Raw genomic sequence first — 22305 nt, 5'->3', positions numbered from 1 at the left:
ATGCAGCTTTACAGCTTTTTCCGCAGTGGGACATCTCACCGCCTGCGCATCGCGCTCAACCTCAAGGGACTTGCACCGGACTATATACCGGTGGACCTGCGGGTGGACGAACAAGCCGAAAACCCGTACAAGGCCATCAATCCGCAGGGACTGGTCCCCGCCCTCACCATGGATGACGGCAGAACGCTGATTCAGTCTACCGCCATTATCGAATGGCTGGAGGAGTGTTACCCCCAGCCGGCGCTGTTGCCAAAAGACCCTGAGGCGCGCGCCCATGTCCGTGCGCTGGCGTCCATTGTCGGTTGCGATGTACATCCTATCAACAACCGTCGTATTCTGCAGTATCTGCGCAAAAATTTCAGCGGCGACGACACGGCCATCAACGCCTGGTGCGGCCATTGGATAACCGCCGGCTTTGATGCCATAGAGACGTTATTGGCAAAGGACCGGAATCGCCAGGGATTTTGCTTCGGCGATGCACCGTCCATTGCCGATGTCTATTTGATCCCTCAGATAGAAAGCGCCCGCCGTTTTAACGTTGATATGACTCAATGGCCATTGATCTGTGCTGTTGAAAAAGCCTGCAGTGCCCTGCCCGCTTTTGCAAAGGCGGAACCCATGGCGCAGCCGGATGCCTGAAGAGTTCACCGGATAGTCTGCACGATGCCTTGTGCGAACTATCCGGCTTCAACTTTATCTACATTGCTGCTTGCGAGCCAATCTCACCAATCCGACTGTCGTAGGCCGCCAGTGATTCGCCCCGCGCTCGTCCCAGCCCTCAGAAATTGCTGACACGGCAAGACGGATCTGTCCTTAATGCCGCACGCGCATGTGCCCTAGCCCAGGCCAAGCAGGCGCATCGCCTGCTCGCGATCTACTACTGTCGCGTACTTCTGCTTCATATCGAACAGGTTTGCCTCGTGCGGCGCCAGAGCCCTGTCGCCGACACAATCGGTAACGACCAACGGGCGAAAGCCCAGTTGCATGGCATCGACCACCGAGGCCCGTACGCAACCGCTGGTGACGGCGCCGGCGACCAGCAGGGTTTTGACGCCGCGCTGTGTCAGCCAGGCTGCCAGCGAGGTACCGAAAAAGGCCGATGGCACATTCTTGCGAACGATCAACTCACCCTGGACCGGCGTCAGTTGCGGCACAATCTGGCTATTGGGTTCGTTTTCCAGCAAGCCCAGCATGCCGGGAACCTTGATACTGAAAATATTGTTGTCGGCGCCATCGTCCGCATACACAATGCGTGTGTGCGCCACGGGCCAGCCCTGTTCGCGTGCCGTTTGCAGCAGTTTTTCCGTATTGTCTATCGCCTGGGCAATATTGCCCCCGCCAAAGACCTCGGGGTCGGCAAAACCATTGACCAGGTCGATAATCAACAGGCCATAGGGCGCCACCGGTTCCAGCTCGGCGCCAAAGCCCTGCTGCTCATAAACTGCGTCTGCCTTACTCATTTGCACCCCCGTCCAGAACCTTGCCGTTACGTACGACATCCACACCGTCCAGTTTGACCGTGCAGTGACGCAAGGGAATATCAATATGGCATGCCGTGGTTCGGCTGCCGCCCGCTTCATTATTGGGTCCCAGAGAAAACAGGAAATTGCCCTCGAACGCGCGTGCATCCATGCCGATGGTGTTTTCCCTATCGTACAGGCCCAGCGTGGACCAATAGGCACGCGGTTGCAGCCCCCAGCCGATATGGGAAATGGCATAGCCTTCCGGGTCGTTGAATGACTTCATGTACTCGTCCAGCAACTGGGCATCAATGCCGCCATCTATACGGGTGGCATAACCATTCTCGACTGTCAGGGTAATGGGTTCGGCAACGTATTTTTTCTGCGGCAATAAAATATCGCCTTTATCAATCACAATACGTCCTGTCGCGCCGCCTTCGTTCGGCCATGTGAGGGTAAAGCCGCTGGGCCAGTGGTCCCAGCGCCCGGGCTCGTCAACATAACCGTACTCGCTGATGGCCGGAAACTCACCCAGGGGGCAGCGCAAATCAGTGCCGGCCTCGGAAGTGATTTGCATTTGTTTTGATTTGGCAATTAGCGCAGAGGCCGCTTTGACGCGCTTGCGGTCTGCTTCGAGAGGCACTGTACGCACCAGAATTTCCGGCGGTTCCACGGCCAGCAGGATTTTGGTGCCGCTTTCGAGAATTTCATGTTGTTCCGGTGAAAACAGCAATGTCATCAGATCCAGCACAAGATCGCTGGCCTTGAGCGCGGCAATGGCCGCCTTGTTCCCAGTCAAGGGCGTCGTGCCCAGATACGCCAGCGCATCCCGGCTTAATGCCTTTTCAGCATTGACCGGCGGCAGATCCAGCCGATTGACAATGGCGCCTTTGGATTGCGCGGCAATGGTTGCGCATAACAGCGTTTGCGGATGCGTTGACATACTGGTCAGGATCGTAACAGTCTGCCCGGCTTCAAGATTGGACAGGGTCAATACCTTCTGCCATGCCTCGATAAGTTGATAATCGCTTACTGCCATAATAGTCCTCATGAAAGTGCTCTGCTGCGGGCAGCAACCCGCAGCGCCGGCGCGACAGCCTTAATCGAGCCGGGCGCCAAGAAAGTCGCCAAAAGCGGCATAGAATCCGGCTTCGTTGTCCCAGGGGATCATGTGTCCCGCATCGTTCACTTTTGTCACGGTCAGACCGGGAATCAGGGTCGTGATTTCCTGAACGTCCTGATCAAGGACCACATCGCCGCGCTCGGCCGTCATCAACATGACGGGCACCTTGATTTGCGGGAAGTTGGCATGGACATCGTCGTTCTGAAAGTCATTGAAGCTCTGGATGATGGCGCGCTCATCGCATGTATGCAGCCACTGCGCACGAAGCTGCAGTTGCTCTTGTGTCCAGGTCGGACAAAAGGCACGCATCGCTTCGGCATCGCACCCCTTGCGTGCCAAGGCCATGGAATCAACATACCAGGGCAATTTGGCAGGATAGGCGCGGCGGCCCGGGCCCGAGACCGGCGGGTCTACCATGACCAGCGCTTCAAGGCCTGCAGGCGCGGTGCTCGCCGCACGTGCGCCGATACGCCCGCCCATGGAATGACCGACCAGGATATAACGGCTCAGGCCCAGGGCCTTGGCAAACGCAACCACATCGGCAGCCTGGGCGTCCAAACCATAATCCAGCGTATCGGACGCCTCACTCAGGCCCCGACCCCGGACGTCCAGGATGTATGTATCGAACTGGCGTGCGAAACGCTCGCCGACAAAGCCCCAGGTCACCGCCGGACTGGTAATGCCCGGAATGATGATGACAGCAGGACGATCCGCCCTTTCACCTTCGTTACCGCCATAGCGCAGATAATGCTGCCGGATGCCATTGGCCGATATATTGGCGCCATATAGATAGTGACTCATTCAATCTCCCTTAAATAAAAGTTACGTGCCGGCCTGCGCAGGCATTGCGCCATCGATGCTGGCCAGTTGCAGCGCCTCGCGCACAGTCTGTGGCGTAAACGGCGCCTGGTAAAAGCGCAAGCCACAGGCATCAAACAAGGCATTGGCCACGGCCGATGCACAGGGCACCGAAGCCGATTCGCCTGCACCCATGGGCTGCTCATCCTGCCTGTCCATCAATACGACATCAATAGGTGGAATGGCAGTAAAGTCAATAATCTTGTATGCGCCCCACTCGGCCTGTACCGTGCCGTTGGCATCGAAACTGACCTGCTCGTACAGGGCCCGGCTTAATGCCTGGATCACATTGCCGTGCAGTTGGTGGCGCACACCTGCAGGATTGACCATTTGTCCGGTGTCCTGGCCAACCACGATGTGGTTCAGTCGAATTTCTCCGGTACGGGCATTGACGCTGATATCTGCAATCCATGCCGACCAGGCCGCGCCAAAGCCGGGGAATTTGGAATGTATATAGCGGGCGTAAGAGACGCCTCGCCCGTGCAGCCACCCGTTGGCATCGGGCGTTCCCCGGCTACCGGGCCTGCCGGGTTGCCAGTGCGCCCGATCGCCCACGGCCAGCAGCAATTGCTGGGCGCGCTTATCGGCCGCCAGGTTTTGTACCCGAAATGCCAGCGGGTCGGCCTGCGCCTCAAACGCCAGCTCATCAATAAAGCAATCATGGGCAAATGAATTGGGCAGCGCCGAGACCCCGCGAAGCCAGGAGGCACGCACAATGGTCGCCATATCGTTGCAGACAATTTTCTGGCTTGGGTAGCCATAAGGTGGCACCGCGGTGCGATCGCCCATTTGCAGGCTGCGCGGCAACGCCGGCTCTTTGCCTGTAAGCAGTAATGCCAATAGCGGCCCATCGTTTGACGGGTAATGGGTACTGAACTGGTAATGCCGCAAATTGCCTTGCGCATCAATCGAGCCCTGCACGTCCATCAACTGCGCAGCACCCTTGGGTTCCCAGCCATGTTCCTGCTCGCGGCTCAATTGCACACGAACCGGCACACCGGCGTGCTGTGAAAGAAGGAGCGCGTCGGCACATACATCATCGGCACAATTGCGGCCGTAGCAGCCGGCCGCCTGCAGACGGATAATCTCTATGTGCGCTTCATCCAGGCCACTGAGCTGGCTAAGATGCACTCTCAACATATGCGGGTTTTGCGAACCGGACCAGACTCTGACATGTCCAGGCTGGTAATCTGCAACGGCGCATGACGGCCCGATGGAGGCATGCATCTGGTAAGGCCACACATAGGTTCGTTTGATATCGACCCTGGCCGGCGGCAGGTCGGGATGGTCGCTACGGTTATCCTGCAGGATACGTTCGTTCATGGGCTGGCGTCGAATGGCCGCTTCCAGATCCTGAAGATCTTCCAGTGGTGCAACAGGCTTCCAGGCTACCTTAAGCTCACGTGCTGCGCGGATCGCATGCTCTTCGCGGCGGGCCACCACTCCGACAAAATCGCCCTGCACGATCACTTTGATGTCACGACAGATATGATTTACGCTGGCGGTATCGACTGAAGCCAGGCTGTGGCCGATGAAGGCGCCCGTATCTCGTCCGACATAGAGAGGCCGTACGACCCGGCCATGCCACATGCCAGGAACCCGCATATCATGGACATAGACAAACTGGCCAAGCGCCTTGGCGGGGATATCCACACGAGGCTGGGAGTGGCCCACGATTTTCAGGTCTTTGGCCGCCTTGGTCTTCACCTCGTCCTGCAGATATTCGCGATATTGCTTTCCCGCCAGCAATGTCCAGTAATCAACAGCGTGCCCATGCGCGGAAGATATCCGGCCGTCCTGAACAAACAAGTGCGCCGCATCGACATTCCACATGCCGGCAGCCAAATCCACTAGAATATGGCGGGCCTGAGCGGCGGCCTGGCGCAAAGGCTGGGCTGTGATTTGGATTGATGCACTGGCAATGGTGGGGCCCTGATTGGGCGAAGCGTCGGTGTGGCCCAGCACCATCTGCACGGCAGACATCGGCACATCCAGCTCGTCGGCCACAATTTGCGCCAGCGCGGTCTGAATGCCGGTACCCAGATCAACGTGGCCGCAAAAAGCCCGGACCCATCCCTGCTCGGATATCGCCACGAACACGTCGTCATAATCCTGCAGATACACAGACACAACGCCGGGCTGCCCCGGTGCAGGCGCAGGCGGCACAACCGGCGCACGCAGCACCAGCAGAGTGCCGGTAGACTCCAATAGCGATTGTTGCTCGGTACGAGGTGCCATATACGTCATTAACGGGTATCCGGTTCAGGCGTGTGTTGGACAGGAAGATTAACTACAGTGTACACGCTATATTAAAATGATAAAACATCAAAAGCACATCTTCGAAAAAATGAAAATAAATCTGCAGTTTGCAGTGTAAACTCTGGTTATGATCAGAAAAAACTAGTAAAAACCCGCAGAATGACGAGTTGATACACTCTTGTTCATTTTCATGAAATTCTTTGTTTGCTCAAAAAACTAAAGTGTGTAAACTTATTATTAGTTGACACAATTTTACGCCCTGAACATGAATCCTATTGCCCCGCGCCCCTTCACCCTATCGGTCAATAACGAACGCCACAACATCACCGTTGAGCCCGACACGCCGCTACTTTACATATTGCGCAATGACCTGGCTCTCAATGGTCCGAAGTTCGGTTGTGGACTCGGCGAATGCGGCGCCTGTACGGTATTGGTAGATGGGGTAGCGGCGCGCGCCTGCGTGATACCGGTCAGCGTGATAGAAAACCGCAAGGTCACCACCCTCGAAGGACTTAGCCAAAACGGCCAGCCCAATAAGGTCCAGCAGGCATTTATTGATAACCAGGCTGCGCAATGCGGCTACTGCCTCAACGGCATGATCATGACAGTACAGGCACTATTGAACCGCAATCCCAATCCCTCGGAAGCACAAATTCGTAACGAACTGCGTCACAACCTGTGCCGTTGCGGGACCCATGTGGAAATCATGGCGGCCGCAATCTCAGCGGCCAGGGGACGACCATGACCACGGATCTGACCGCGCCCACCGCTACCGGCATAAGCCACACGTCAGAGGACAGCGCCGGCATGGACCTGTCCGTACCAACCGACAGCCAACTGCTGCATGGCGTTGTATTGCGTCCGCCACAGTGGGAACTGGGCATACAAACAAACCGGATTGCGCAGTTGCAGTCGCTCGACAGCGATCGGGCGGTTAAAGTGCCAGGCGTGGTCAGTTGCATCACCCGCGGCAGCTTTGTCGGGATTGTCGCCGTGCAGCGCACGCAGGCGCAGCAGGCTTGTGCCTTGCTTAACGCCAGCTGGCTGACGCCCGTTGCTGCCAGCGCCGATGTGCAACACTTAACAAACCAGGCAGCAACGCCAGGCACGGTCCATTCGGCAACCCGGTATGAATGGAATAACCACCTGGCCGCCGACGCACCGGATTGGGCTATTGCTTGGCACCGGGACAATCACCTCACGGTGTGGGTCAATACCAAACGCCAGGCGGCCCTCAGGCAGGAACTGTGCGCGCTGCTGGGGCTGGCGCCAGAGGCCGTCCGGATTGTGCAACATGGCCAGCATACACAGGACGGGCTGGAGACCGCCGTCGAAGCCGCGCTTTTGGCCTGGGATTTACACCAACCGGTACGGGTACAAGCCGCCTACGCACCAGCCGCATTAGCGGTCAAGGTTGAGCAGAACCAAACGGCTGCGAGCCAGGACCTGCCAGACCGGGGGCAGTGGAGCATCAACGCGCTTGACCCGCGTCGTCCGTCCATTGCCGGCCGCTTGTGTGGACTGGACTCGACCTCGACAACAGGGATGGCACTGCAGACGGAATATGCCAGCGCCCCCGTTCAAAAAAGCGGCAGCAGCCTGGTGGCCACGGATTCCTACAGCTATACAGCCGCCACGGTGTTTGCACAGGAATCGCACTTCGATGAATATTGCGAAAACCATCAACTGGATCCGGTACAGAGCCGCCTGGCACAAATCAACAGCGATCGCGGACAACAACTCTTAAGAACTGTTGCGCAACAAAGCGGCTGGGATCAAGTTGCATCCGGCCCGGCGGCCAAGGCTGCCGGGCTTGGGCGTGGCATCGCCTACAGTCATATTATTGATAACGACAGAAATCCCCCGCAGGAAGTATGGTCGGTCTGGTCGGTCGAACTGGCCGTGGATGCGCGCAGCGGCGGCCTGTCGGTCAGCAAGCTGACCGTGGGACATGACGCAAGCCATACCGAGAACGCACCGCCCACCCCACCGGAAACCCAGCGCGCCCTGAAAGATCGCCTGGGCAAATGGACCCAATCCCTTTTGGGACAGGCCCAACAGGGCGTCAATAGTCCTTCTGAACAAGACAAACCGCGCCCGTTGGCGCTGCCCGAGGTGCAGGTCATCAATAGCGCGCGCTCGCTGGATCAGCCCCTGGCCTGGGGGCCGGGTGTTGAGCTGCCTGCAGCGGCTGCCATTGCCAATGCGATATACAGCGCGACCGGACTGCGTATCCGTGAAACGCCATTTGCATTGCCCACCCTGTCGCCGGATCCGCCCCTGACAGCAAAACGCAGCAGACGCTGGCGCAACAGCTGGCTGGGTGGACTGATGGCTGCCGCGACCGGCGCCTTGGTGGTTGCCGCCCCCTGGCGCACCAGCATTCCACCCGTTGCCCGGGTAGATACATCAATTTTTTCCGCGCAGGCAATTGAGCGCGGCCGACTTGTCGCGCTTACCGGGGACTGCATGGTCTGCCACACGGCGCCGGACGGCCAGACCAATGCCGGCGGCCTGGGGCTGGATACGCCATTTGGCACAATCTACACGACCAACATTACGCCGGACCGGGAAACCGGCATTGGCGCCTGGTCATATAAAGCGTTCGAGCGTGCCATGCGTGAAGGCATCCATCGTGACGGCAAGCATCTGTACCCCGCCTTCCCCTATACTGCCTATGCAAAAATGTCCGACGAGGATTTGCAATCGCTTTATGCCTATTTGATGGTCCAGCCAGCCGTATCGGCGCCAAATAAGGAAACGCAATTGCCCTTCCCCATGAACCTGCGTCCCCTGGTCGCAGGATGGAACACGCTATTTCACCGGGACCGGCAAGCCTATGCACCCGATCCGGAGAAAAGCCCGCTTTGGAACCGCGGCGCCTACCTGGTAAACAGTAGCGGACACTGCGCTGCCTGCCATTCACCTCGCAATGCGCTGGGCGCCGAAAAATCCGGAAAAAACAACTTTCTGGCTGGCGGCTTTGCCGACAACTGGGAAGCTCCGGCGCTCAACACGCTCTCTTCCTCGCCGATTCCGTGGACCGAGCAGGAGCTGTTCCAGTATTTGCGCACGGGTTACTCCCCTTTGCATGGCGTTGCCGCCGGCCCGATGGGACCCGTTGTTGCAGGGCTGGCGCAATTGCCCGAGGCCGATGTCCAGGCCATGGCTCATTACCTGGCCAGCCTGAACCCTGCCGCAGCCGAATCAAAAGACAACCAGGCCGTATTGGCGGCCAGACTGGAGGCAGACAGTCAGGCGAACCAGAAGGCACGACTGCTGCCTGGCGAGACCCTGTTTAACGGCGCCTGTGCCGTTTGCCACGATTCGGGCAGCGGACCGGTCCTGTTCGGCGCACGCCCCTCGCTGGCACTCAATAGCAATCTGCACAGCGACCATCCCGATAATGTGATCCAGGTCTTGATGCACGGCATTACCCGCCCGGCCCAGGCAAACCTGAGCACGATGCCTGGCTTCAAAAACAGCATGAATGACGCGCAAATGGAATCGCTATTGCAGTACATGCGCACGCGCTTTGCACCGGACAAGCCGGCGTGGAACAATCTGCGTAAAAAAATTGCCCAGATCAGGCAGCAGCAGGGTCATCCATAACCACCGGGAAAGTCCTTGCAACTGCCCAGCAAATCTATTATTCGCCCTGAAGATCGCTGGCGTTCATTTTTTGCAATAGATACAAAATAGCGACCTGTTCGGCAGGGTTAAGCTGCCCCATGGTGAGGCGGCTAATTTCCTGCGCACGTGGAATAGTGCGGGACAGCAGCGCCTGCCCTTCGGCTGTCAGGCTGGCAATCACCTTGCGCTTATCCAGCTTTCCTGGCGAGAGCGCGATCAGTCCGCGCGCCTTTAAACGATTGATAATGCCGCGAATGGTTGCCTGGTCGATCGCCGTCGCCTCCACCAACTCAGCCTGAGAACTGCGCCCGCGATCACGCAAAGCGCACAAGGTAACAAACTGGATGGCCGTCAACTGCTCATCGCCCACGTTCTGCTGAAAAATGGCCGTATGACGCTGCACCGCCTTGCGCAATAAGTGTCCAACCTGCTGGGTGACATCATACGGCGCGCGGCAAGGCCCTGCTTCTGTTTCAGGTTGCTCGTTTTTTCTGGACATAGTTAGGCTGCTCGTTTGTTGACATGATTAAGCTGTAATGAGGACGCATCTATAACTTTTACCCGATATTTTTGACTATAAGTATACCTGCTGGCAATGCGCAAACCTTGTAGCACTTGTTCTGGCGTATGAAGCAATGACGCTGAAAATGTCCTCGTCTGTGGCATGTAGCCAACGCGCATTTATAGCCTATACACTATTTAATAGTATATAACAATCATCATTGATCAGGCATAAACAACTTTAATAATGACATTATTTGGTGCACCGTTACCCATTCACCCTCTTCTGGTGCAGGTGCATCGATCGCCGAATGGCAAGCTGCAAAGCCACCAATGACAGCGCCAACAAGCATGCTAATCTCATTGATAATCATCAGAAAATTTCAGTTGTGAACCAAATTGGGGCAACACTGCATGAAGCACTTTCCCCGCGAGAATCACAATCGACATCATCTGTTTATTTTTCTTACATCAAAATCACTCGCCTGCTCGTAAACCCCAATTCGTTTTTATTTTAATTCACAAAATAAGTGTGTACACTCTTATTTTATCGAAATGAACGTGAATTGGATAGTCAGGAGATAAGTTATGAAAGATACAGTCAAAATTGCGATCGTCGGCGCCGGCCTGGGCGGCGCTGCAGCCGCGACCCTGCTGCAGAAAGCGGGCTTTGAAGTCGAAGTATATGAGCAGGCGCCAGAGTTTTCACGACTGGGCGCCGGCATCCATGTCGGCCCCAATGCCATGAAAGTTTTCCGCCGCATGGGGCTGGAAAAAGAGCTGGAACAAATGGGTTCGCATCCGGACTTCTGGTTCAGCCGGGATGGCAATTCTGGCGAATATTTGTCCCGCATCCCCCTGGGTGCATGGGCAAAAAAAGAATACGGTGCATCCTATATCACCATCCATCGCGGCGACATGCATGCCCTGCAGATGTCCAGCATCAAACCAGGCACTGTTCACTTTGGCAAGAAACTGGAAACGCTTGAGGACGATGGCGATAAAGTTCAGCTGGGTTTTGCTGACGGCACCCGCGTCACTGCCGATATTGTGATTGGCGCCGACGGCATTTATTCAAAAATTCGCGAAACCCTGCTGGGCGTTGAAGCGCCTACGTATAGCGGCTGGGTAGCGCATCGTGCACTGATTCGCGGCGAGAATCTTGTCAAGTTTGCCGATGAATTCGAAGACTGCGTCAAGTGGTGGACCGAAGATCGGCACATGATGGTTTATTACACGACCGGCAAGCGTGACGAATACTACTTCGTGACCGGCGTCCCGCACGAAGCGTGGGACTTCCAGGGCTCATTTGTGGACAGCTCACAGGAAGAAATGCTCGCTGCATTCGATGGCTATAACTCGACCGTACAAAACCTGATTCGCTCTACAGAAAACATTACCAAATGGCCCCTGCTTAATCGCAATCCCCTGCCCATCTGGAGCCAGGGCCGCCTGGTGATGCTGGGCGACGCCTGCCATCCCATGAAACCACATATGGCTCAGGGCGCCTGCATGGCAATTGAAGACGCTGCCATGCTGACCCGCTGCCTTGAGCAAACCGGGCTTGGCGACTATCGGGCAGCCTTCGAACTGTATGAAGCCAATCGCAAAGAGCGCGCTTCCAAGGTTCAGTCGGTCTCCAACGCTAACACCTTCCTGCTCAAGCAGGAAGACCCAGGCTGGGTTTACGGCTATGACCTCTATGAGCAGGATCTGACGACACAAAGCGCCAGTGTCAGCACCAACCCATAACACCCTACCCGGAACCGGATGATCCAATCAACGCCTGTCATCCGGCTCTATTGTCCCGCGCGCGGGGCCCCTACCTCCAGGAGACATTTGACGTGAACTCGACCACTTCAAACCCACCACTGCTCCAAACCGGCGAAACAAACCAGGATCTCTATACAAAAATTACCTGGCGCCTTATTCCCTTTCTGTGTTTCTGTTACCTTGCCGCATACCTGGACAGGATCAACGTCGGTTTCGCCAAATTGCAAATGGTGGAAGATCTGCAATTTAGCGTTACCGCCTACGGTCTGGGCGCGGGCCTGTTTTTTGTCGGCTACATTATTTTCGAAGTGCCCAGCAATCTGATCCTGGAAAAAGTGGGCGCGCGAATGTGGATCGCCCGGATCATGATTACCTGGGGCATTCTGTCTGGTCTGACCATGTTCGTGACAACGCCCACGCAGTTTTATACCCTGCGCTTTTTCCTTGGCGCCGCCGAGGCGGGCTTTTTGCCTGGCGTTCTGTATTACCTGACAACCTGGTATCCCACCTATCGCCGCGGAAAAATCATTGCCCTGTTCATGATTGGCCTGCCGCTATCGAGCGTGATTGGCGGCCCTATTTCAGGCTGGATCATGAACCACTTTGATCAGTTGCATGGCCTGCGCGGCTGGCAGTGGCTATTTTTGCTCGAATCCATTCCAAGTGTGCTGCTGGGCATCCTGACGTTCTGGGCTTTACCGGATAATCATCACAAAGCCAAATGGCTGAATAATGAAGAGCGGGCGCTGTTGCAGCGCGATCTGGATCACGACAACGCCGAAGGAAAACATAGCAAGCATTCATTCAAAGACGGTTTTTTCAATATCAAAGTGTGGATGCTGGGCAGTATTGATTTTTCGATTCTACTGGGCGCCTATGCCATCGGCTTCTGGATGCCGACGTTCATCCGTAATGCCGGGGTCGCAGATACCTTTGACATTGGTTTGCTCACGGCCATTCCCAGTATTGCGGGTGTGATTGGCATGCTGGCTATCGGCGCCAGCTCGGACCGCCGTCGTGAGCGCCGCTGGCATTTATCGATCCCGCTCACCGTAGGCGCGATCGCCCTGACGTGCAGCACATTCGTTTCAAGCAACCTGATCCTGACTGTTGTGACCTTTACCGTTGCCTCCTGCGCATTGCTCGGTGCAGTACCGGTCTTCTTCAGCCTGCCTGCAACGTTTCTTAAGGGCACCGCTGCGGCCACCGGTTTTGCCCTGGCCTGCTCGATTGCCAATATTGCCGGTCTGGTCAGCAACTCGCTGATTGGCTGGGCGACCGATTTGACCGGCACTGCACATGCCGCCTTGTGGTTCTTTGCCGTGTGCCTGTTGCTCAACGCCGTGCTTGTGATGGCGGCCTTTCCGGCCAAATTGGTCAATCGCTAACCCTGCTATAAAATTGTGGTGCCGTCATAAAAGCCTCTGCGATCCGGACATGATCGCAGAGGCTTTTTGCATAAGGGCGACGGCGGCTGCATGCAGGCGTAGCTGCCCACCATCATGGCGTCCCGTACCGGGCCGCCATAAAGAAAAGGCAGCACCGCTGAAATAACGTGCGCTGGTCTGAACAGTTGCACGGTATTGGTCATCAGCGGTGCTGCCTCTGCATCAGCAGGATCAGGACCTCAGGCCCTGACGTATTCATCCCAGCTTGAACGGAAGATTACGCAATGGCTTTCCGGTAATGCTGGCAATGGCGTTCGCAAAGGCAGGCGCCAAAGGCGGCAGTCCCGGCTCTCCCATACCGGTAGGCGGTTCGGCACTGGGTACAATATGCACGGCGATCTCTGGCGCATCGGTAATACGCGGTACGTTAAAGTCGCCAAAATTGCTCTGCTGCACCTCGCCGTCCTTGAGGGTAATGGCAGCGCCCGGCAGACACATCGACAGGCCCATGATGGCAGCGCCCTGTACCTGCGCTTCCACGCTGAGCGGGTTGACAGCAAGATTACAGTGCACGCCAACAGTCGCGCGGTGCAGCACGGGTTTTCCATCTTGCACCGAGGCCTCGACTACGTACGCCACCACTGAGCTGAAGGATTCATGCACCGCTACGCCCCAAGCATGCCCGTCGGGCAAGGTGGTCTTGCCATAGCCGCTGCGCTCTACCGCCAATTGCAGGGCAGCCTTGTGGCGCGGGCTTTTGTCGCCAAAAAGCCCCATCCGGTAAGCAACCGGGTCCTGTTTGGTCGCTCGCGCAATCTCGTCTATCAGCGTTTCCATGACAAAGGCCGTATGTGTGGACCCGACACTGCGCCACCATAATACGGGGACATTCACTTTGGGGTGATGCACTGTCAATTGCATCGGCAGCGGGTACGGGTCGCGCATCCCTTCGGTTGCAGTGGCGTCAATGCCGTTTTTGATCATCGATTCAAGCGGCGTACCGGCGACGATGGATTGACCCACCAGCACATGGTCCCAGGCCAACACCTTGCCGTTGTCGTCAAAGCCAATACGTGCGCGGTGCAGATGCACGGGCCGGTAGTAGCCGCCCTTCATATCGTCCTCACGGCTCCAGAGCGTGCGGATCGGTGCATCGATGCCGGCCGTTTTTGCTGCCTTGGCCACCTCGCAAGCCAGCACCACAAAATCGCTGGTACCCACGCCGCGTCGACCGAATCCGCCACCGGCGGTTTGTACGTTCACCTGAATCTGCTCGGGCTTGAAGCCCAGCACACGGGCTGCGGCCGCGGCATCGAAGCCAGGCATTTGCGTGCCAACCCACAACTGTGCGCCGCTGTCTGTCACCTGAACGGTACAGTTCAACGGCTCCATGGGTGCGTGGGCCAGATACGGGAAGAAGAATTCGGCATCCAGCTTGTGGGGCGCCGAGGTCAGCGGCGACATATCCGCTTCGTACAGACGAGGACCGGGTTTGTCAGCCATTTCCCTATACTGAGCCAGTTGTTTTTCGCTGTCTACCTTCTCCACGCTGGCCGTATCCCACTGCAGCTTGAGCGCGTCGCGCCCCTGCTTGGCTTGCCAGTAGCCATCCGCAACAACCGTGACGCCTTGTCCACCGCCATCGACGGGGACCCGCAGCACCGCTTTGACTCCTTTGACGGCGCGCGCGGCAGCATCATCCATGGAAGCCAGCTTGGCGCCGAATACCGGCGGATGCGCCACCACCGCGGTCAATTGACCCGGCAGATTCATATCGATACCGAAATCCTGCTGCCCACTGCTCTTGGCTTTTGCATCGATGCGCGTCGTAGCCTGGCCAATGATGCGAAACGCTTTCGGGTCCTTGAGTTCGACCTTCTCGGGCACGGGAAGCGCCATGGCGGCTTCAGCCAACTCGCCATAACTGGCCTGGCGGCCCTCCGGGCCGAGCACCGTGCCTGCTTGTGTGCGCACACTGGCTACGTCCACTTTCCAACGCTGAGCCGCGGCGGACATCAGCATGGCCCGCGCACGGGCGCCAAGTTCGCGGTATTGGGTATAGCTGTGCTTGATTGACGTTGATCCACCGGTCAGGTGCATGCCAAACAGTGGATCCTGGTATGCAATATCGTTGCTGCCGTTGCGGCTGCGCACAAGGCTCCAGTCAGCATCCAGCTCTTCTGCCAGAATCATCGGCAGGCCCGTTTGCACACCCTGGCCAAATTCCAGGCGGTTGATCGTTACCGTCACCTCGCCACTGGGGGCGATGTGCACGAATGCAGATGGCTGCTGGCCCGGCTTGAGCGCTGGCGCTGCAGCCTCAGCCCCTTTTGCGTCTTGCGCCATGAGTACATGGGGGAATGCGCCTATTGCCAGGCCGCCTGCACCCACCATCTTCAGAAAACTGCGACGGGCGAGAGGAGGACGGCTGGCTGCCTGCCCTTGCTCTAGAATATGTTGCAGTGCGCGGGGCAATTCACTATAAAAAGTATTGTTCGACATGCAGGACTCCGTTCAGGCAAGGGTTTGGGCAGCATCGGCAATGGCAGCGCGAATGCGGGTATAGGTGCCGCAGCGGCAGATATTGCCGGCCATGGCTGCATCTATCTCATCGACAGTAGGCTGATTGCCCTTTGGCCTGCTTTTGAGAAAGGCGGTCGCGCTCATGATCTGGCCACTCTGGCAGTAGCCGCATTGCGCCACATCATGTTTGACCCACGCCGCGTGTACAGCGGCGCCTACCGGGTCGCTGCCGTCTGTCACCGCTTCGATGGTTGTGATTTTTTTTCCCTGGACTGCCGAGATTGGCGTGACACAGGAACGGATGGCCTGACCGTCCAGATGCACAGTACAGGCGCCGCACAGCGCAGCGCCGCAGCCGAATTTCGTTCCGGTCATATCCAGCGCATCGCGCAACGCCCAAAGAACCGGCGTACCAGGATCGACGTCAACTGTATGGTCACTGCCATTGATATTGAGGATACTCATGATGAGATAGCTCTCCGTAATTAAACTGCATCAGGAATTCGCAACGACTTGCATCGAAGGAGGAAGGATTGAGAAGGGAATACAACAGGATTGAGCACATCGCCAGTCTTCGCGTGCCGAACAGACCGTCGGTGCCCGGCCTGCCCCTGCCCGAGGATCGGGAGAACAAGCGACGCAACAGGCGTTGGCTGTCATCCGGACCCGGTGTCAGAGCAGGCAAGCTGCCTATGATGTCAAGCCATTATAGGTTCGGAATTACCGGACAAATTGCCCAATTCTCCGTAATTTTTGCCTAATTCGCTGAGCCGGCCAGGCACAGTTGAGTTTCCGGCGCCTTGCAATAGTGCCCAGCGAACGCATGTTGGGAGGTCGTGGATATTACCTTTATTGCCCGAATTCGAACGCAGGGCGTCTGCCAATTACACATGGCATACAGTCCGGAGGTCCCTGTGCAACGACAATTGGCATGCAGCTGCGGTCGCGCCTGGCGCGCACGCCTGGTGCCTTACTGTGAGGACTGGCTTGTGCTTACTCGCATACGCCTGACGTCGCGCTGGGGCGGCGCGCCAAAAAGGCGACTGTATTCGCGATTAAATTGCGAGGCGCTTTCATACCCGACCAGTCCGCCCACGTGGCCGGCATCCAGATTCTGGTTGAGCATCAATTGCCGGGCTTGCTGCAGCCGCAATTGCTTTTGAAATTGCAACGGGCTCATGCCGGTAATGGCGCGAAAATGGTGTCGGAATGTAGACGAACTCATTCCCGCACGGGCCGCCAGCTCATCGGCATGCATCGGTTGCGTGTAATTCTGTTTGAGCCAGGCCACGGCCTTGGCAATTTTCTGGCTGGGCGAACCGGCCGCCACCAGATGCAGCAACTGCGGGCCATGCGGGCCGGTCAGCAGACGGATCGTAATTTCCTGTTGAATCAAAGGCGCCAGGCGCGGCGCCAGCGCAGGCTCGTTGAGCAGATTGACCATGCGAATCAGTGCATCGGCCAACGCATTATCGAGCTTTTGTACCGTCACGGGCTGACAGGCAGTATCCTTGGCCGGCTGAAGCAATTGCATTTCAGCGGCAATCTGCACGATCGAATGGGTATCCAGCGCCAGCATCAAACCAAGATATGGCTCTCGCATACTGGCCTGGGTCACGCGTGAGAACACCGGCAGATCGATGGTGGTCAACAGGCACTGGCTGGGCCCATATTCAACCACCCGGTCGACAAGCGTGACTTGTTTGGCGCCTTGCGCGACCACACCCAGGCCAAAACCATAGATGCAATGCAGCGGATCAGTAGGCGACTGGCGGCGATGGAACGTGAGCGATGGGATAGGCGTGACGTGATCCCCATCCGCGGGGGCAAAGGCATTGATCGCATGTGCCAGGGCACTCATGGTGTGACCTCTGAAATTGTTGATATCTTGTAAATGAAGTGTACACGACGAAAATGTGTTTACACGAATGGTCAATATACACTCGTCTATTGCGCAGGCACAATGTCGCATGTTCCTGGTGTACAACCGGGCCGTGGCTACAGGTGCCTTTACTGCAATGCCGTGGCGCTACCAAGCCGCGTTCGCCGCACCCGTCAAATAACGCCACAAATCACTACGCCATATCAGCCAGGGCAACGCGCCCTGGCTTGCGCACTCAGAACATGCTCAGAACTTGTCCAGCACCGCGCCGGTGCTTGCGGGCGACGCATTGAACGCAAACTTGGCCTGAACGCCTCGCAAGTAACGGGGTTTGGGCGCCGTCCACTTTGCCCGACGTGCATCAATATCTGCCTCAGGTACATTCAACTGCAATAACAATTGGTGCGCGTCGATCGTGATGGCATCGCCTTCCTGAACCAGGGCAATGGTCCCGCCCACGGCAGCTTCGGGCGTCACGTGGCCCACCACCATCCCCCAGGTCCCGCCCGAGAATCGCCCATCGGTGATCAGGCCGACCGAATCGCCCAGGCCCGCACCAATCAATGCGCCCGTGGGAGCCAGCATTTCGGGCATGCCCGGGCCGCCCTTGGGGCCAAGGTAACGCAGCACCATCACGTCGCCTGCCTTGATCTTGCCATCCAGAATGGCTTGCAGTGCAGATTGCTCGTCATCGAACACGCGCGCCGGGCCGGTAATGACGGGGTTTTTGAGGCCGGTTATTTTGGCTACCGCGCCATCTGGCGACAGGTTGCCTTTCAGGATGGCCAGGTGCCCCTGTTTGTACAAAGCCTGATCGATGGTCTTGATCACTTGCTGGTCTGCTGCGGGCGTGTCCGGCACGTTTTCAAGCATCTGTGCAATCGTCTGTCCTGTAATCGTGATGCAGTCGCCGTTAATCAGCCCGGCGTTCAGCAGGAGCTTCATGACCTGCGGCACCCCGCCCGCCTTGTGAAAATCTACGGCCAGGAAGTGGCCGCTGGGTTTCAGATCGCAAATAACCGGCACGCGCTGGCGCACGCGCTCGAAATCGTCGATGGTCCACTCGACATCGGCCGCATGAGCAATGGCCAGCATATGCAACACAGCATTGGTAGACCCGCCGGTCGCCATGATGACGCTGACCGCATTTTCGATGGATTGGCGGGTCACGATATCACGCGGTTTCAGATCCTGTTCGATCGCCTTGATCAGCACCCGGGCCGATTCACTGGCCGATTCGGTTTTTTCATCGTGCACATTGGCCATGGTCGATGAATACGGCAGACTCATGCCCATGGCTTCGAATGCAGAGCTCATGGTGTTGGCGGTATACATGCCGCCGCAAGACCCGGGGCCAGGAATGGCATGCAACTCAATCTGCCGCAGCTCCTCGTCGCTCATGCGGCCCGCCGCGTTCTCTCCCACCGCCTCAAAAACGCTGACAATATTCAAATCTTTATTGTTAAGGCGCCCTGGCAAGATCGTGCCGCCGTATACGTAGATGGAGGGCACATTGGCGCGCAGCATGCCCATCATGCCACCGGGCATGTTCTTGTCGCAGCCGCCGATCACCACGACGCCGTCCATCCACTGACCCTGCACGCAGGTTTCAACGCAGTCTGAAATCACTTCACGCGAAACCAGCGAATACTTCATGCCTTCAGTCCCCATGGCCATCCCATCGGAAATGGTGGGCGTGCCAAATACCTGGGCATTGCCTCCCGAGGACTCAATGGCTGCGATCGCCGCATCGGCCAGTTTTTGCAAGCCGCTGTTACAGGGCGTGATGGTGCTATAGCCATTGGCCACGCCGACCATGGGCTTGACGAAGTCTTCTTCCTTGTATCCCAGCGCGTAATACATGGAGCGGTTCGGCGCACGCGCCGGGCCTTGTGTGATGTTTGCAGAGCGCAGACGTTTGGACGAGTTCATAGCTTTCCTTGAATCGGACGAGTTGGACAGAGACCGGCATAACCGGCACAAATCAGTAGCGTGGGGTCAAGTTTACATCCTTACCGGCTTCGCGTGGCCCCAGCGCATCGGTCCGCCGAGCGTCGGTAAGAGATTGCGATTGACATTTTTTGAATTCTCGTCAAAGAGACGCTGCAAAAACCATGCGAATAGTCAAAAGGGGTAATGACAAACCAGAAACAGCGCCAAACAGTGATGCGGTCTGCGACAGGCCGGCAGGCAATGGCATCAAGCGCCATGGCCCGCAAATAGCTAAAAGTAAGGAACGCTGAGCACAACGCCCTTTTGCCGGAGCCGATTGTTCGGTGTTGGCTGATGATTATTTTATTTTGGACGATGCGTATTGGTTTATTGCTCTAATACACTGACACTGAATCGAGCCGTGGGATGTCTTGAGAGAGAACCCGAACCGGACATGGGCGTGTCACGAGATATGGCATTGAGTGCCATATCTCGATCAATGTCTTGCGCAATAACGCATTGAGGACTAACGGATATTGCTATCGTCAGACGCTGCTATTGGCCTTGCGCGGGACATTTCAGGGTTGTGCCGTGGGCGCGGGTGCGGTTGGCGTGGACTGAGTCGTTGGCGCTGGCGCAGTTTGCATAGAATCAGTTGTTGGCGAGCCAGACGTCATGGGCGCTTGCGCACTGGTGTCCGTTGAGGTTGAGGCTCCGGAATCGTAACCACTGCCTGCGCAACCAGCCAGTGCGGCCACGCCGGCAAAAGTGGCAACCAGAAACAGCGAGCGAGTCAATCTTTTCGTCATATAACCTTCCTTTGAAGATGGGTTTACAAATCTAGCGCTTTCATTCTTCGCGTTTTCAAAGGGAAGGTCATTACAGAGCATCATTAAATACGTGATTATGTAATCGCAGAACGTACCGATTTTTGCCCCTTTTACTTTCTATATGGATGATTCGCAACGAAAAAACCGGCAAGACACCTGAACCCGGGTGTCTTACTCTTTAACGATTTGACAACGAATAAGCGTAACATTAAGCGTTTAGCGCGTTGGCTCGACGTGCAAAAGATCATATTGCTCAACGGACGCCCGTTGTTTCGGCAAGCCATTTTCGTCGGGACGTGAAACATGAATACCGAAACCGACCTCTCCCTGGGCCAGCTCCGAGCGCAGCGTCAATTGCGGAATGCGATAGTCCCCGGCGTTTTGCTTGCGAAACGCTATGGGCGCTGTCGTCCAAAGCGCATCCAGCCGCTGTCCAAGCTCATCGCACACGTTGGCATACGCCGCTGCATCGATTTTGCCCGTGCGGTAGATCACATGCGGTGGCAACACATCAAAGCCCGGATAAAACAGGATACCGTGCTGAATGGGAAACAGGATGTCATTGATCGGGCCATTAATGCCACGCGGCTCATAGTGCGACGACCAGCCACCGGCGGTTACCACCAGCATGGCGCGTTTGCCGGCCAGCACCCCTTGCCCAAAACGGTCGCCCCAATGCGTGTCCGAGTGCTCTCCCACGCCATAGGCAAAACCATAAGCATAGACGCGATCCACCCAGCCCTTGAGAATCGCCGGCATTGAATACCACCAAAGCGGAAATTGCAGGATGACCGCATCGGCCCACAGCAATTTTTTTTGCTCCTGTTCGATGTCGATACTCTGCGTACCGTTCTCGAACGCCAGCTTGGAATCAAAAGAAGGATCAAAGCGCGCCCCCGGCGTCGGTGAGCGATTGTCCTGGGGATCCAATGCGCTCTTCCACTGCATGGCATACAGATCCGAAACCCGGACCGTATGGCCTGCAAGCTCAAGCCGCTGGACAATGAAATTTTTTATCGACCCGTTCAGCGAACGGGGTTCGGGGTGCGCATAAACGACAAGCACATTCATGATGCAGTCCTTTTTGGAAAATGAATATGCATACGATACGTTTTTCTGCAGTATATTAGAAATGAATTTCTAATATTTCAGGTATTTCCATGGACAATCCCTTGCGGCGTCTGGATCTTAATTTACTGGTCACGCTAGACGCCCTGCTGGCCGAGCATAACGTCACCCGGGCAGCCGAGCGCCTGCACCTGGCCCAGCCCACCGTCAGCCTGCAGCTTGCCCGATTGCGGGAGACCTTTGGCGACCCATTGTTACTGCCCGGACCACGGGGCATGCGACCCACCGCCCGCGCCGACGAACTGCGCGAGCCGCTAAGACAGGCGCTCGAAGCCTTGACGCAGGCGGTGACGCCGTCGGGTCCGTTTGACCCGGCCAAGAGCCATCAAACCTGGCGGGTCGCAGCGTCAGACTATGGCGAAACCAGCATTTTGCTCCCGGCGCTGGCAGGGTTACGTACAGAGGCGCCGAATGCGCGCATGGCTATCCTTGCGCTCAATCCCCAGGCGCTGACCAGCCAGGCGGAACAGGCGCACATCGATCTGGCGTTTCACATCAGCTCGGAAGCGCCTTTGCAACTGCGTCGCCGGTCATTGTTTAATGAAAGCTATGTACTGGCAGCGCGCGCAGGCCATCCCGCATTACAACGCACGCTCACCCTAGCGCAGTTCTGCAAGCTGGACCATGTCATTGTGTCACCTGACAATGGCGGCTTTCATGGCGTGACCGATACGGCCCTGGCCGCAAGAGGGCTTGCCCGACGCGTCGCGCTGTCGGTGCCACATTTTCTGTTTCTTGAGGCAGTGCTGAGCAACACCGATCTGGTGGCGATGGTTCCATCCCGGCTGGTCAAACACAATACTGCGCTGCAAGTGGTTGCGCCTCCGCTGGAGATACCGGGCTTCGAAATGCTCATGCTCTGGCACGACCGCGTCCATCGCGACCCATCCCACCAATGGTTACGTGAACATATCATCCGTTTTTTGTAAACCGCGCAAGGCCGGGCACGAATTGGCTCGGGCCTGACACACACCACAGCAATATCATTTGCTGTCATTCTGAAAATATATAATTT

At 56.9% G+C, this 22305-nt stretch carries 18 protein-coding genes; 6 read left to right on the top strand and 12 right to left on the bottom strand.

Features of this window, described 5'->3' with window-relative positions; genetic code table 11:
- Window positions 1–639 carry a maleylacetoacetate isomerase gene (maiA, locus tag INT32_RS14265; RefSeq protein WP_193089442.1) on the top strand — a complete coding sequence of 213 codons (639 nt, stop codon included), beginning with the start codon at window positions 1–3 and terminating at the stop codon, window positions 637–639.
- A 197-nt stretch (window positions 640–836) separates the two neighbouring features.
- Here the strand turns inward: maiA and INT32_RS14260 are convergent, their stop codons facing one another.
- Genes INT32_RS14260 through INT32_RS14245 form a run of 4 tightly spaced genes read right to left on the bottom strand, consistent with a single transcriptional unit; the run spans window position 837 to window position 5688 of the window.
- Entirely contained in the window at window positions 837–1460 is a 624-nt protein-coding gene (locus INT32_RS14260; protein WP_193089399.1) for an N-carbamoylsarcosine amidohydrolase, read from the bottom strand.
- Entirely contained in the window at window positions 1453–2499 is a 1047-nt protein-coding gene (locus INT32_RS14255; RefSeq protein ID WP_193089441.1) for a 2,5-dihydroxypyridine 5,6-dioxygenase, read from the bottom strand. The genes INT32_RS14260 and INT32_RS14255 overlap by 8 nt, the downstream gene beginning before the upstream one ends.
- Window positions 2500–2559: 60 nt before the next feature.
- Window positions 2560–3384 (bottom strand): alpha/beta fold hydrolase, encoded by an 825-nt coding sequence (locus INT32_RS14250; RefSeq protein ID WP_193089398.1) that lies wholly within the window; start codon window positions 3382–3384, stop codon window positions 2560–2562.
- 21 nt (window positions 3385–3405) lie between these two features.
- The gene (locus tag INT32_RS14245; protein WP_193089397.1) at window positions 3406–5688 is read right to left on the bottom strand and encodes a xanthine dehydrogenase family protein molybdopterin-binding subunit; all 2283 of its coding nucleotides are present in this window, start codon (window positions 5686–5688) and stop codon (window positions 3406–3408) included.
- Window positions 5689–5965: 277 nt separating this feature from the next.
- On the opposite strand from INT32_RS14245, the gene INT32_RS14240 reads away from it, so the two are divergent.
- Together INT32_RS14240 and INT32_RS14235 are read left to right on the top strand one after the other, a co-directional pair.
- Window positions 5966–6445, top strand: a complete 480-nt coding sequence (locus INT32_RS14240) for a (2Fe-2S)-binding protein (RefSeq protein WP_193089396.1) — start codon at window positions 5966–5968, stop codon at window positions 6443–6445.
- Complete coding sequence (locus INT32_RS14235; protein WP_193089395.1) at window positions 6442–9312, top strand: cytochrome c; 2871 nt, start codon at window positions 6442–6444, stop codon at window positions 9310–9312. The genes INT32_RS14240 and INT32_RS14235 overlap by 4 nt, the downstream gene beginning before the upstream one ends.
- Window positions 9313–9349: 37 nt before the next feature.
- On the opposite strand, the gene INT32_RS14230 is transcribed toward INT32_RS14235, so the two are convergent.
- Both INT32_RS14230 and INT32_RS14225 read right to left on the bottom strand, forming a co-directional pair.
- Window positions 9350–9832 carry a MarR family winged helix-turn-helix transcriptional regulator gene (locus INT32_RS14230; protein ID WP_193089394.1) on the bottom strand — a complete coding sequence of 161 codons (483 nt, stop codon included), beginning with the start codon at window positions 9830–9832 and terminating at the stop codon, window positions 9350–9352.
- 220 nt (window positions 9833–10052) lie between these two features.
- Window positions 10053–10208: a hypothetical protein gene (locus INT32_RS14225; RefSeq protein ID WP_193089393.1), complete on the bottom strand. Its 156-nt coding sequence runs from the start codon at window positions 10206–10208 to the stop codon at window positions 10053–10055.
- Between the two features lie 214 nt (window positions 10209–10422).
- Here INT32_RS14225 and INT32_RS14220 point away from each other — a divergent pair, with 214 nt between their 5' ends.
- Window positions 10423–11586 carry an FAD-dependent monooxygenase gene (locus tag INT32_RS14220; RefSeq protein WP_193089392.1) on the top strand — a complete coding sequence of 388 codons (1164 nt, stop codon included), beginning with the start codon at window positions 10423–10425 and terminating at the stop codon, window positions 11584–11586.
- Between the two features lie 92 nt (window positions 11587–11678).
- On the top strand, window positions 11679–12995 hold the full coding sequence (locus tag INT32_RS14215; RefSeq protein ID WP_193089391.1) for an MFS transporter: 1317 nt from the start codon (window positions 11679–11681) through the stop codon (window positions 12993–12995).
- 255 nt (window positions 12996–13250) lie between these two features.
- Here the strand turns inward: INT32_RS14215 and INT32_RS14210 are convergent, their stop codons facing one another.
- From INT32_RS14210 to INT32_RS14185, 6 genes are all read right to left on the bottom strand, one after another.
- Window positions 13251–15497, bottom strand: coding sequence for a xanthine dehydrogenase family protein molybdopterin-binding subunit (locus tag INT32_RS14210; RefSeq protein WP_193089390.1), 2247 nt, complete (start codon window positions 15495–15497; stop codon window positions 13251–13253).
- A gap of 12 nt (window positions 15498–15509) precedes the next feature.
- Window positions 15510–15983 (bottom strand): (2Fe-2S)-binding protein, encoded by a 474-nt coding sequence (locus INT32_RS14205; protein WP_193089389.1) that lies wholly within the window; start codon window positions 15981–15983, stop codon window positions 15510–15512.
- A gap of 505 nt (window positions 15984–16488) precedes the next feature.
- Window positions 16489–17379 (bottom strand): AraC family transcriptional regulator, encoded by an 891-nt coding sequence (locus tag INT32_RS14200; RefSeq protein WP_193089388.1) that lies wholly within the window; start codon window positions 17377–17379, stop codon window positions 16489–16491.
- A 267-nt stretch (window positions 17380–17646) separates the two neighbouring features.
- Complete coding sequence (gene ilvD / locus INT32_RS14195) at window positions 17647–19332, bottom strand: dihydroxy-acid dehydratase (RefSeq protein WP_193089387.1); 1686 nt, start codon at window positions 19330–19332, stop codon at window positions 17647–17649.
- Between the two features lie 578 nt (window positions 19333–19910).
- Window positions 19911–20141 carry a hypothetical protein gene (locus INT32_RS14190; protein ID WP_193089386.1) on the bottom strand — a complete coding sequence of 77 codons (231 nt, stop codon included), beginning with the start codon at window positions 20139–20141 and terminating at the stop codon, window positions 19911–19913.
- A gap of 237 nt (window positions 20142–20378) precedes the next feature.
- The gene (locus INT32_RS14185; RefSeq protein WP_193089385.1) at window positions 20379–21233 is read right to left on the bottom strand and encodes an NAD(P)H-dependent oxidoreductase; all 855 of its coding nucleotides are present in this window, start codon (window positions 21231–21233) and stop codon (window positions 20379–20381) included.
- A gap of 89 nt (window positions 21234–21322) precedes the next feature.
- Between INT32_RS14185 and INT32_RS14180 the strand changes: the two genes are divergently transcribed.
- Window positions 21323–22219 (top strand): LysR family transcriptional regulator, encoded by an 897-nt coding sequence (locus INT32_RS14180; RefSeq protein ID WP_193089384.1) that lies wholly within the window; start codon window positions 21323–21325, stop codon window positions 22217–22219.
- Window positions 22220–22305 lie beyond the last annotated feature (86 nt).

Source organism: Advenella sp. FME57 (assembly GCF_014897675.1).
Taxonomy (GTDB): domain Bacteria; phylum Pseudomonadota; class Gammaproteobacteria; order Burkholderiales; family Burkholderiaceae_B; genus Advenella.
Note: the sequence above shows the minus strand (reverse complement) of the source record. Positions and strands in the feature narration are given on the sequence as shown.